This is a genomic window from Streptomyces lunalinharesii, from assembly GCF_039532155.1.
Lineage (GTDB): Bacteria > Actinomycetota > Actinomycetes > Streptomycetales > Streptomycetaceae > Streptomyces > Streptomyces lunalinharesii.
In genome coordinates this window covers 771604-783716 of the sequence record NZ_BAAARK010000001.1, presented here as the reverse complement: position 1 = coordinate 783716, position 12113 = coordinate 771604, and the positions used below count along the sequence as shown (strand labels likewise).

The following is a 12113-nucleotide window of genomic DNA, read 5'->3' as shown; positions in this document are numbered from 1 at the left end:
GGTGTCTTTACCCCCTCTCGGCGGTGGCGTCCGCTGCTCGGCGTTGCGGGTTCGATGGTCGAACGTCCGGGGCCGGCCCGGAGGTTCCCGCCGGATGCAGCAAGGTCTCCAGCACCGCGTCCAGGTGGCGTTCGCGGGCGGGGCCGTCCGGTAGGGACCGGGGGACCGAGTGGCTCAGCTGGGTGTGTCCCAGGTAGGCGGTGTACGCGAGCAGGCCGCGACGGTGCGCCTCGTCCTCCGGGAAGCCCAACTCGACGAAGAGGTCGGCGATGTGGCCGATCCGTCGGTCGGTCACCCGGGCGAGCGCGGCCGACACCCGTGGATCGCCCGCGGAGGCCAGCAGGGAGACCTCCAGCGGATCCTCGGCGGCCCGGCGGGTGGCCCGCAGGAACAGGCGGCGGAGCCGTTCGCCCGGGTCGGGCTCGTCGGCCAGCTCGGCGATCGCCGATTCGGTGCGGGCCTGCGCCCAGCGGTCCAGGGCGGCCTCGATCAAGGCGTCGCGGTTGGTGAAGTGCCAGTAGAAGCTGCCCTTGGTGGTGCCCAGCCGGGCCGCCAGCGGCTCGACGGCGACGGCGGAGAGGCCGCCTTCCCCCATGGCCGCCAGCGCCGCGTCCGCCCAGTCCTGCACGGTCAGTCGCTGCCGTGCGGCGCCGCCGCCGGCGCCCTTCGTCCGCTCTCGCACCATGACCATACGCTACCGTATGGTAAAAACATACGCCACCGTATGGAGGTGCTCCGTGCGCACGATCTGCGACGTCCATGCCCGCACTGTCCGCGCCCCCGCAGAGACCGTGGGGCCCTCCTCGACCACGTGGGCGGCGCGTTGGACCCGCTCTTCCCGACGCCCGCCTGGCCGCCGCTGCGCCTCGACCGCCCCCTGGGCGTGGGAGCCGACGGCGGGCACGGAACGGTCCGCCACCACGTCGTCGCCTACGAACCGGGCCGCCGTATCCGCTTCGCCTTCGCCCCGGGCCGCTCCGGAGCGAGCCCGGGCCACCACGGCCGTGCCCCTCCCGGCGGGCGCGACCCTGGCACGCAGTGCCTTCCCGCGCTCGGACTTTCACGACGCCTGGCAGTTGCCGCTGCGACCCGGCATGCCGCGCGAACCGGAGGCGTGGCAGCGGGCGTTGCGCCGCGCCCCGTTCCCCGTCCTCGCCCGGCAAGCCGGCGAGACGCTGTTCGGCAAGGACGCCGGGCACCTCGACTTCCGCGCGTCCCTGCTGGTCGCCGACGACCATGTCACCCTCGCCACGGTGGTCCGCACCCACCACCGCGGCGGACGGCTCCACCTGGCCGCCTACGCCGACTCCACCCCTTCGTCGCCCGCGCCGTGCTGCGCCGGGCCCACAGAGAGGTGGCACTGGCCGCGTCCACGGCGGGAGAGCGCTGGTGGACCCACCGCCCGTAGACGAGCAACGGACGCCCTCACCTACTGGTCAAGGATGGCACTCAGTGCCAGACTCGGTTCATGGTGCAACGAGACGACGCGGGACGGCGGACCACCGGCACGGACCAGGCATGGGCGGCGCTCGGCGGCGCCCCCGGGCGCACCGAACGGATCGCCTACGCCGGCCCGCCCGGCCTGCTCGCGGCCCGCCTCCCGGTCATGGACCTGGCCCGCTCCACGGTGGCCGTCTGCGCGCTCGCCGCGGCCGAACTGGCCGCACGGCGCGACGACGTCCCGTTGCCCGCCGTACGGGTCGACGACGGCGCCGTGGCCACCGCCTTCGTCAGCGAACGCCACCTCCGGATCGACGGCCGCGCCCCGACCTCCTTCGCGCCGCTCTCCCGCCTCTGGCGCACCTCCGACGGCTGGCTGCGCACCCACGCCAACTACCCCCACCACCGCACCCGTTTGCTCGACGCCCTGGGCCTGACCGCCACGGCGACGCCCGCGGACGCCGAGGCCGCCATCGCCGCACGGCGCTCCGAAGACCTCCAGGAGGCCGTCCACGCGGCGGGCGGCCTGGCTGTCGCCGCCCGCACCCCCCAGGAGTGGTCCGCCCACCCACAGGGCGCCGCCGTCGCCCGCCACCCCCTGGTGACCCGGGAGACCCTCGGCGCCGACACCCCGCCGCGCCCCCTGTCGGCCCGCGCCGGCGACCCCCTGCTGCCCACCGCGGGACTGCGCGTGCTGGACCTGACCCGGGTGATCGCCGGCCCGGTGGCCACCCGCACCCTCGCCCTCCTCGGAGCCGACGTCCTGCGCATCGACGCCCCACAGCTCCCGGAGAGCCAGGACGCCCACTGCGACACCGGTTTCGGCAAGCGCTCCACCACCCTCGACTTGGGCTCGCGCAGCGGCCGCGCGTCCTTCGAGGCGCTGCTGGCCGAGGCCGACGTCGTGGTGACCGGCTACCGCCCCGGCGCCCTGGACCGCCTCGGACTCGCCCCCGAAGCCCTCGCCGAGCGCCGCCCCGGCCTGGTCGTGGCCCGGCTCTCCGCCTGGGGCGACGACGGCCCCTGGGGCGACCGCCGCGGATTCGACAGCCTCGTGCAGGTCGCGACCGGCATCGCCACCGTCGAAGCGACCGCGGACGGCACCCCGGGCGCACTGCCCGCGCAGGCACTGGACCACGGCACCGGCTACCTGTTGGCCGCCGCGGTCCTCCGGGCGCTGACCGAGCAGTCCCGGACGGGCGGCTCGCGCCTCGCCACGCTGGCCCTCGCCCGTACGGCGCGTTGGCTGGTCGAGGACCTCACGGACGGGCCCGAGCCGGCCGGCCCCGAGGACGCCACCGGCCGCACGGCCGCTCCCGGCCACGACCCCGCCCGCCACCTTTGCGAAACCCACAGCCCCGTAGGACGGTTGCGGCACGCACTGCCCCCGGTGTCCTTCGCGGGAGGCCCGGCGAACTGGCGCACGGCACCCGGCCGTTGGGGTGCCGATGCGCCCGCCTGGCGCCCCTCCGCCCGCCCGTAGGACGCCGGCCGCACCCGCGCCCGTACACCGGCCCGATCGGTCGTACCGACGTGGTGGCCTACGGGCGGGTAGCCGGCCGCCCGTAGGCCACGGGACGGCCGGTCACCAGGCGGAAGAATGCGGTTGGTCCGGCGCCGCAGCCACTCGTACGATCTGCGGATGACGCGCACCGACCGCTATCTCGCACGTGGCCCCCGGGTGGGCATCCGGCACTTCACCGCCGCGGACCGGGCGGAGTTCACCGGGCTCAGCCGGCAGAGCACCGAACTGCACCGGCCCTGGCTCTTCCCGCCGGACGACGACGCCGCGTTCGACGGCTACCTGGCGCGGCTGCAGGAACCGCTCCGGGAGGGCTTCCTGATCTGCGAGCACGACAGCGGCCGGATCGCGGGCTACCTCACGATCAACAACATCGTGCACGGCGCCTTCCGCAGCGGCGCCATCGGCTACGGCGCCTTCGCGCCCGCCGCCGGCCGCGGCCTGATGAGCGAGGGCCTGCGGCTGGTGCTCCGGTACGCCTTCGGCCACCTGGGGCTGCACCGTCTGGAGGCCAACATCCAGCCGACCAACAGACAGTCGATCTCCCTGGTCGAGCGCGCGGGCTTCCGCCTGGAGGGGTTCTCCCCGGACTTCCTCTTCGTCGACGGCGCCTGGCGCGATCACGAGCGCTGGGCCGTCACCCGTGAGATGGTCCCTGAGGACGCAGACGACCGGACGGACCGGTAGGCCCCTGCCGACCGGGCGGCCCAGGAGGGCGACCGGGCGGACCGGGACGTCCCGAAAGGCGGCGAGGCGGAGTGAACGATTCCAAGGGCGCGGGGGACGTCGTCGTCCGACGCGCCGTACCGATCTTCCGGATCTTCGACGTGGCCAAGGCCCACGACTTCTACCTCGACTACCTCGGCTGCACCCTCGACTGGGAACACCGCTTCGCACCCGACACACCGCTCTACACCCAGGTCTCCCGCAGCGGCCTGGTACTGCACCTCTCGGAGCACCACGGCGACGCGACGCCCGGCTCCACCGTCTACGTCGAGCTGACGGGGGTGCGGACCCTGCACGCCGAACTGACCGCCAAGGACTACCCCTACCTGCGGCCCGGCCTGGAGGAGGACGAGTTCGGCACCGGCCTCACCCTGATCGACCCCTTCGGCAACCGGCTCCGCTTCAACGAGCCGCGCCCCGACGCACCGGGGAAGTGACGCACCCCGACGGGACGCACCCCAACGGGCGTGCCCCTACCGGCCCTTCCGGTTGATCTTCATCGTGTCCATGTCGGTCGCGGTGGACCGCAGCTCCCGATGGCCCAGCCCCGCCGCCCGCAGCGTCTCCTCCGCCTTCTCCTCCCCGAGCGCGGCGGCCATCTCCTCGCCGTACTCGGCGTCCGAGACGATGACGTAGCGGTAACTGAAGGCGTGCAGCGCGGCGTCGTAGGTCAGCGAGCCCTCGGCGGTGAACTGCATCTGCGTGAGCCCGTGCTCCTCGACCTCGGCGAGCAGCGTCGCCCGGGCCTCCTGGGTGAGCTGGTCCCACTTGCCGCGGACGATCACTCGGTAGGTGTGCTGCGTGGCCATCTCCACCGCTTCCGTTCTGCTCGCCGTTCCCGTGTGCAGCAGTAGAGGCTATGCCGCACCGACCCCGTGCCGCCCGGCAATTTCCGTGCAACCCCCTGCAACGACCGGCCGTTTGTGCGCCGCCCGTTACGATCGCCGCATGCGCCGGAACGTGTTGATCGATGCTCCGTCCAACCTGGGACTGCGCCCGCCCGCCCCCGGCGCGGTGCCCGGCTGCTACAAGCTCGCCGGGGCGCTGCGGGAACAGGGACTGCTGCGAAGGCTCGGCGCCCTGGAGGGCGGCGTGGTGGTGCCGCCCCGTTACGGCCTGGGGGACTGGCGCGAGGGCGACGGGGACTTCCACGCCCCGGCGATCGCCTCGTACAGCGCGCGACTCGCCCGCCGGGTGCAGGGCCACGTGCGCGGCGGCGACTTCCCCGTCGTCCTCGGCGGCGACTGCAGCATCCTGCTCGGCGCGGTGCTCGCCCTGCGGCGGCTGGGCCGGTACGGCGTCGCCTACCTGGACGGGCACGGCGACTTCCGGCATCCGGACAACACCGCGGTGGCCGGCCCGGTGGGCGCCGCCGCCGGCGAGGGCGTCGCACAGATCACCGGACGCGGCCAGGCCGAGCTGACGGACATCGAGGGCCTGCGCCCGTACGTCCGCGACGAGGACGTGTGCCTCCTCGGGGTCCGCGACGCGGACGAGGACCAACCCGAGCTGGCCCGACTCGGCATCAGCTGCACCAACGTCGGCGAGATCCGGCGGCACGGGCCGGCAACGGCCGCCCGGGAGGCGCTGCGACACCTCCAGAACTCCCCACTGGACGGCTTCTGGATCCACCTGGACGCGGACGTGCTGGACCCCGCCGTCATGCCCGCGGTGGACAGCCCCGACCCCGACGGCCTGTTCACCGAGGAACTCCGTGCACTGCTCGCCCCGTTGGCGGCCTCCCCGCGCTGCGTGGGCGTGACCGTGGCGATCTACGACCCGGACCGCGACCCCGACGGCTCCGGGGCGGCCCTGCTGGCCGACCTCCTGGCCGACGTCTTTGCGCAACCCTGACCCCAGCTGGCCAACAACAGCACTGTTCAGACGGGCCAGCACGTTGTTCCATGGTCAACAAGGGGCCGCCACACCCGAGGTGGTCCGGTCCGACCTTGCGAGGCAGCCGTGGCCACCAGCGTGCACCGCACCACCCTCACCCTCCCCATGGCCGCCCTCGGCCCGGACAACCCGCTGCCCGCACTGCACGGGGTCGGCGACGCGCACCGCATCGAGATCCCCCAGGACGCCGCTCTGCCCGCCGACATGGCACGGCAGACCGGCTACGCACCACTGCGCTCGATCCTGCCCACCCAGATGCGGGACGGCTACGGTCGGGACCGCCACCTGACCGACGTCGACGCACTGGTGATCGAGAACGACCGGTTGCGCGCCACCGTCCTGCCCGGACTCGGCGGCCGGGTGCACTCCCTCCACCACAAGCCCACCGGCCGGGAACTCCTCTACCGCAACCCCGTGGTGCAACCCGCCGCCTTCGCCCTCAACGGGGCGTGGTTCTCCGGCGGCATCGAATGGAACGTCGGCGCCACCGGGCACACCACCCTCTCCTGCGCCCCCCTGCACGCCGCCCGGGTACCGGCCCCCGACGGCGGCACGATGCTGCGCCTGTGGGAGTGGGAACGACTGCGCGACCTGCCCTTCCAGGTCGACCTGTGGCTGCCCGACGGCGCCGAGTTCCTCTACGTCGGCGTGCGCCTCCGAAATCCGCACCACCACACCGCCCCGGCGTACTGGTGGTCCAACACCGCCGTCCCCGAAGACCCGCACACCCGCGTACTGGCCCCCGCCGAAGCCGCCTGGCACTTCGGGTACCAACGCACCCTGCGCCACGTCCCGGTACCGGAGTCCGACGGCGCCGACCGCACCTACCCACTGCGCAGCGAGTTCCCCGCCGACTACTTCTACGACCTGCCCCAGGGCGCGCGCCCCTGGATCGCCTCCCTCGACCGCGACGGCCACGGCCTGGTGCAGACCTCCACCGGCACCCTGTCCGGCCGCAAGCTCTTCCTATGGGGATCCGGCCGGGCCGGCCGCCGCTGGCAGCGCTGGCTCACCGAGCCCGGCACCGGCGGCTACGCGGAGATCCAGGCCGGCCTGGCCCGCACCCAACTGGAGCACGTCCCACTCGAAGCCGGCGGGCAATTCACCTGGCTGGAGGCGTACGGACCGCTCACCGCCGACCCCTCGGCGGTGCACGGCACCGACTGGGCGGCGGCGCGCGACGCCGTCGAGACCCGACTGACCGAGGTGCTCCCACGGGCCGACGTCGACGCCGCGTACGCCGCCTGGCTCCCTCACGCCGACCAGGAACCCAAGGAACACCTGGCCACCGGCTCCGGCTGGGGTGCCCTCGAAACGGCCCGCGCGGGCCTGGAGCTCCCCGGCACGCCCTTCGACCCGGCCACGCTGGGCGCCGCGCAGCAGCCCTGGCTGACCCTGCTCAGGACCGGGGAACTGCCCGCCGCCGCCCCGCTCCCCGGACCGGCGCTGGTCTCCCCGGCCTGGCGCGACCTGTTGGAGTCCGCCCGTCCCGGTGCGGCCGCCGAGTACCACCTCGGGCTCGCCCAGTGGCACGCCGGCGACCGCGCGCAGGCCGTCCGCAGCTGGGAGCGCGCCCTGGCCCACGGCGCCGGCTGCCTCCCGCTGTACTGCCTGGCCGTCGCCGAGTCCGTGGCGGGCGAAGCCGCGCACGCCGCCGACCGCTTCACCGAGGCGTTCGCCTGCGCCACCAGGGCGGCCGCTTCCGCCGATCCGACGACCGCCCGGGTCTGGCGGGAGACCTTGCCGGCCCTCGCCCGCACGGCGGTCCCCGCGCTGCTCGCGGCGGAACGGGCCGACGAGGCCGCGGCGATGCTGGCGGCACTGCGCCCGGCGGAGCGTACGGGCGGCCGCTTCCGGCTGCTGACGGCGCAGGTCCTGCTCGCCCAGGGGGAACCGCGGGCGGCCCGGCAGGTCTTCGACGAGGGCTTCGAGATCGCCGACCTGCAGGAGGGCGCGGAGGTGCTGAGCGACACCTGGTACGCCATCGCCGAACGACTGGTCGCGGGGGACGGCCCGGTGACCGCGGACCGGGCCCGGGCGGAGCATCCGCTGCCGGAACGGTACGAGTTCCGGATGCGTCCGGCGGATCCGGCGTAGCGGAGGCGGCGCGGGGCGCTGGCGGGTCCGTCCGTCCCGCCGGCGCCCCGCGCCCCGTTCCGGGTTGGCATATGCCACTTGGAAAAGATCCCCGGACTCCGGAATCCCCGCCGATCGTCACGCGTTGTGACGGTCATGAAAGCAATCACCACGAACAGTTACGGCGGCCCCGAGGTCCTCACCCACTCCGAGCAACCCGACCCCAAGGCCGGACCCGACTCGGTGCTGATCCGGGTCAAGGCCGCCGGCGTCAATCCGGTCGACTGGAAGATCGTCGCCGGCCATCTCGACGGCATGATGCACGTCTACTTCCCCCTCATCCCCGGCTGGGACGTCGCGGGGGTGGTCGAGGCCGTGGGCGCCGACGCCTCCGAATACGCGATCGGCGACGACGTCATCGGCTACGTCCGCAAGGACGAGGTGGAACACGGCACGTACGCCGAACTCGTCGCCGCGCCGGTGCGCACCCTGGCCCGCAAACCCGACTCCCTCAACTGGCACCAGGCCGCCGGTCTCCCCCTGGCCGGACTGACGGCCTATCAGTCACTCAAGCGGGCCCGGACCAGGGCGGGCGAGGTGGTGCTGGTGCACGCCGCCGCCGGCGGAGTCGGCTCACTCGCCGTGCAGATCGCCGTCGCCGAGGGGCCCGCGTGATCGGCACGGCCAGCGAGCGCAACCACGACTTCCTCCGTTCCCTGGGCGCCGAACCCGTCACCTACGGCGACGGCCTGGCGGACCGGGTCCGCGACCTGGCACCCCAAGGCGTCGACGTGGCACTGGACTTCGTCGGCGGCGGGGCGGTCGACGTCTCCCAGGCCGTGCTCAAGGAACGCAGCCGCGTGGTGTCGATCGCCGACGGCGAAGTCCGGGCGAAGGGCGGGCACATGGTGTGGGTCAGACCGGACAGCGCCGACCTGACCGCACTGGCCATCCTCGCCGACGCGGGAAAGCTGACCGTCCCGGTCGACGCGGTGCTTCCCCTGCCGGAAGCCGCCGAGGCGTTCCGACTCAGCATGGCCGGCCGCACCCGCGGCAAGATCGTCCTGGAGGTGTGACCGACGTGCGGGCACCATCGCCTCGGCGGCGGGACCGACCGGGGCGCCACCGAGAGGCACCTGCGGGAGGCACCTGCGAGAGGCAAGGCCGCGACGTGCGGCGCCACACGTCGCGCGATGGTGCCTAGGCGCCCTGGCTGCGGTCGACGTACTCGAAGACCGACCCGTCCGGATGACGGGCGATCAGATTGCGGCCGATGGGCGTGGCCAGCGGCCCGGCGATGATGTCGGCGCCGACCGCGGTGAGATCGGCCACCGCCACGTCGACGTCCTGCACGGCGATGGTCGCGGCGATCTTCCGCAGTACCGACAGCTCCGCTTCCGGGCCGCTCATCAGGAAGAAGCACCCGACCGCCGCGACCGCCACCCCGCCGCGCTGGAAGCGGATCGCCTCGGCGCCGGTCAACCGCTCGTACACCTTGACCGCGGCATCGAGGTCGCCGACACATACCCGAAGTGAGGTCCCCAGAATGTCCATATGGATCAGCCTAGTTGGGCTTCCCGCGGCTGCGCTAACCCCGGGGCACGGTGTGACCACGCCGTGCCCACGCGATGGAGGCGGCGTGACGGCGAGCCGGGTCTGACGCTACGTCACACCCGGCACAGCACCTCGCCGTGCAGCATCGCGAACCATCCGTCCTCCCGGGCTCCCCACTCCCGCCACGTCGCGGCGATGCGGGACAGCTCCTCAGTGGAGGCGTGCCCGCCGTCCACCGCCAGCTCGGCGTAGGAGGAGGCGACCGTGCGGTCCGCCCACAGCTCCGACCACCAGGCCCGCTCCTCCGGGGTCCGGTAGCACCAGGCACTCGCGGACGCGGTGATGTTCTCCGACGGGAAACCGGCCTGGCGCGCCCAGGCGTGCAGTCGGCGTCCGGCGTCCGGCTCGCCGCCGTTGGCGCGCGCCACCCGTTGGTACAGGTCCAACCAGCCGTCCATGCCCTCGACTTCCGGATACCAGGTCATGGTGGCGTAGTCCGAATCGCGGACGGCGACGATGCCGCCGGGCTTCGTGACGCGACGCATCTCGCGCAGCGCCTGCACGGGATCGCCCACGTGCTGAAGGACTTGGTGGGCGTGCGTCACGCAGAAGGTGTCGTCGGGGAAGTCCAGTGCGTGGACGTCGCCGACCGTGAAGTGGATGTTCTCCACTCCGCGGGCGGCGGCCGTGGCGCGGGCCTGCTCCAGCACGGCGGGTGCGTGCTCCAGGCCGGTGACGTGGCCGTCCGGCACCAGGCCGGCCAGGTCGGCGGTGATGGTGCCGGGGCCGCAGCCGATGTCCAGGACCTGCATGTGGGGACGCAGTGAACCCAGCAGGTAGGCAGCCGAGTTGGCGGCGGTGCGCCAGGTGTGCGAGCGCAGTACGGACTCGTGGTGACCGTGGGTGTAGACGGCGGATTCCTGCGGCATGGACGGCTCCTTCGCGGGCGTCGGAGAGCTGCCGCGCGAAGCCGTGACGGGCCACGGCCGGGTGCGGAAGCCCAGTGGCGTGCTGCCCTCACACCGTACGCGGCTGTCTCGTATTGCGAGAGTGGTGTCTTGCGATGTGGACGTGGGGGAGAGGTGAGGGCTAGGTAACTGGGCGCTGGGGCGTGAGAAGGGGTGTGGGGTGGGGTGCGTGGGGAGTGGGGTGGGGTGTTGGGGGAGGGGGTGAGGGTGGGGAGGGGGTGGGGCCCCGGGGGCGGGGGCCCGGGGGAGAGGTCGAGCGTCAGCTGCGTCCGAGGCGGGACGCGGTCGGCAGGAGGGACAGGAGGGACAGGAGGGACAGAGGAGGTGCAGGAAGCCCAGGCGGCCCAGTCGGGTCAGGCGGCCCAGTCAGTGCAGGAGGGTCAGGTGGGCCAGGTGGGATGTGCGGTTCAGGTTGGGAGGAGGCGGTAGACGGTGAGGGCCTCGTTGTTCTTCTCCAGGGCCAACTCGCCGTTCACCGTGGTCACTTCGCCGTCGAAGGCGAGCGGCACGTCGTCCGGGAGGCCGCCGATCCGCAGTCGGGGAAGGCGTGCCTCGCCCAGGACCGGGGAGCTGCGCGGGGTGCCCAAGAGGGCAGCGGCGAGGAGTCGGGTGCGGGCCAGCCGGCCGCCGTGCACCACCCGGACGTCGAGCACGCCGTCGGCGAGGTCGTGACGGCGGACGGGAGCGGTGCCCAGGCCGCGGTACTGGCAGTTGCCGACGAACAGCAGCCAGACCGAGCGCCGTTCACCGTCGATCTCCATACTGAGCGGCGCGGCGGTGCGCAGCACCTCCCACGCGGCGAGGACCCCGGCGGGCCAGGCACCGATGCGGTGCGCCCACCGCTCCCGGATCCGCACCAGCTCCGGATACGCGCCGATGGAGAAGGTGTTGAGGAAGCGTTGGCCTTCCTGGTGCGGTTCGGCCCGGAAACGCGCCACGTCCACCGCGACGGCCTCGCCGCTCTCCACGGCGCGTGCCGCCTCCGCGTAGGTCTCGATCCCGAGGTCGTAGGCGAAGTGGTTGAGGGTGCCGCCCGGCAGAACGGCCAGCGGCAGGCCGTGCCGTACCGCGACCGTGGCCGCCGCGTTGACGGTGCCGTCGCCGCCCAGCACGCCCAGTGCGCCGCCGCGCGCCTTGGCCTGTTCGGCGGCTTCCTCCAGGGCCTTGTCCAGCGGTGGCCCGTCAGGATCGCCGCAGACCACGACCTCGGCGTGCGGGAGGACCCCGTACACCTCCGAAGCCCGGTCGAGGCGCGGGCCGGAACGCTGGCCGGAGCCCGCGTTCGCGACCACGAACAGTCCGCGCCCACCGGGCAGCGCGGGCGCCTCGGCGCGCGGCCGGGCGGGCGGGGCCAGTTGGGCGCGGGTGGGTGCGAAGCCGCGGACCGCGAAGGCCGCGCCCACGCCGAGCGCGGCGCCCGCCAACACGTCGCCCGGATAGTGCACGCCCGTGTAGACGCGGGAGAACGCGACGGAGGCGGCGACCGGTGCGAGGGCCAGCCCCCACCACTTGTTCTCGAAGGCGACACCGGTGACGAAGGCGGCCGCCGAGGCCGCGTGCCCGGACGGGAACGAGGAGGTGAAGGGCTGGCGGTGGAGCCGCCGCATCGCCGGGACGGCGTCCAGCAGCGGCCGGGCGCGGCGCACGGAGCGCTTGCCGAGGGTGTTCACCGTTGCGGAGGCCACGGCCAACGAGGCGATGCCGCGCACGGCGGCCCGTCGTGCGGGCCGCCCGCCGAGCGCCGCCGCTCCGGCCGCCACGCCGAACCACAGGAGTCCGTGGTTGGCGCTGCGGGTCAGCTTGGGCAGGACGCGCTGGGCGCCCGGCCACTCGCGGGTGGCGATCCGGTCGAAGGCCCACCGGTCGAGGTGGGTGAGGAGCGTTGGCGTTCGCATGGGTCTCCTGTACCCCGGGAGGGACGGCGCAGGCCG

General features: G+C 73.8%; 10 protein-coding genes and 1 pseudogene. 6 read left to right on the top strand and 5 right to left on the bottom strand.

Annotation, left to right across the window (positions count from 1 at the left end; translation table 11 throughout):
• Positions 1 to 7: 7 nt before the first annotated feature.
• Positions 8 to 691: a TetR/AcrR family transcriptional regulator gene (locus ABD385_RS03565; protein ID WP_425585338.1), complete on the bottom strand. Its 684-nt coding sequence runs from the start codon at positions 689 to 691 to the stop codon at positions 8 to 10.
• 777 nt (positions 692 to 1468) lie between these two features.
• Here ABD385_RS03565 and ABD385_RS03560 point away from each other — a divergent pair.
• The 3 genes from ABD385_RS03560 (at position 1469) to ABD385_RS03550 (ending at position 4125) form a co-directional block, all read left to right on the top strand.
• On the top strand, positions 1469 to 2923 hold the full coding sequence (locus ABD385_RS03560; RefSeq protein WP_344573385.1) for a CoA transferase: 1455 nt from the start codon (positions 1469 to 1471) through the stop codon (positions 2921 to 2923).
• Positions 2924 to 3082: 159 nt separating this feature from the next.
• Positions 3083 to 3649 carry a GNAT family N-acetyltransferase gene (locus tag ABD385_RS03555; protein ID WP_344573384.1) on the top strand — a complete coding sequence of 189 codons (567 nt, stop codon included), beginning with the start codon at positions 3083 to 3085 and terminating at the stop codon, positions 3647 to 3649.
• Between the two features lie 71 nt (positions 3650 to 3720).
• Positions 3721 to 4125, top strand: a complete 405-nt coding sequence (locus tag ABD385_RS03550) for a glyoxalase superfamily protein (protein ID WP_344573383.1) — start codon at positions 3721 to 3723, stop codon at positions 4123 to 4125.
• A gap of 36 nt (positions 4126 to 4161) precedes the next feature.
• On the opposite strand, the gene ABD385_RS03545 is transcribed toward ABD385_RS03550, so the two are convergent.
• Positions 4162 to 4497 (bottom strand): DUF6204 family protein, encoded by a 336-nt coding sequence (locus tag ABD385_RS03545; protein WP_344573382.1) that lies wholly within the window; start codon positions 4495 to 4497, stop codon positions 4162 to 4164.
• 139 nt (positions 4498 to 4636) lie between these two features.
• Here ABD385_RS03545 and ABD385_RS03540 point away from each other — a divergent pair, with 139 nt between their 5' ends.
• From ABD385_RS03540 to ABD385_RS03530, 3 genes and pseudogenes are all read left to right on the top strand, one after another.
• Positions 4637 to 5542, top strand: coding sequence for an arginase family protein (locus ABD385_RS03540; RefSeq protein ID WP_344573380.1), 906 nt, complete (start codon positions 4637 to 4639; stop codon positions 5540 to 5542).
• A gap of 108 nt (positions 5543 to 5650) precedes the next feature.
• On the top strand, positions 5651 to 7681 hold the full coding sequence (locus ABD385_RS03535) for a DUF5107 domain-containing protein (protein WP_344573378.1): 2031 nt from the start codon (positions 5651 to 5653) through the stop codon (positions 7679 to 7681).
• A 135-nt stretch (positions 7682 to 7816) separates the two neighbouring features.
• Positions 7817 to 8736: pseudogene (locus ABD385_RS03530) on the top strand (NADP-dependent oxidoreductase).
• 124 nt (positions 8737 to 8860) lie between these two features.
• Here ABD385_RS03530 and ABD385_RS03525 read toward each other — a convergent pair.
• The 3 genes from ABD385_RS03525 to ABD385_RS03515 form a co-directional block, all read right to left on the bottom strand.
• Positions 8861 to 9214: a VOC family protein gene (locus ABD385_RS03525; protein ID WP_344573377.1), complete on the bottom strand. Its 354-nt coding sequence runs from the start codon at positions 9212 to 9214 to the stop codon at positions 8861 to 8863.
• A 113-nt stretch (positions 9215 to 9327) separates the two neighbouring features.
• Positions 9328 to 10143 (bottom strand): methyltransferase domain-containing protein, encoded by an 816-nt coding sequence (locus ABD385_RS03520; RefSeq protein WP_344573376.1) that lies wholly within the window; start codon positions 10141 to 10143, stop codon positions 9328 to 9330.
• Between the two features lie 446 nt (positions 10144 to 10589).
• Complete coding sequence (locus tag ABD385_RS03515; protein WP_344573375.1) at positions 10590 to 12077, bottom strand: bifunctional phosphatase PAP2/diacylglycerol kinase family protein; 1488 nt, start codon at positions 12075 to 12077, stop codon at positions 10590 to 10592.
• Between the last annotated feature and the right edge of the window lie 36 nt (positions 12078 to 12113).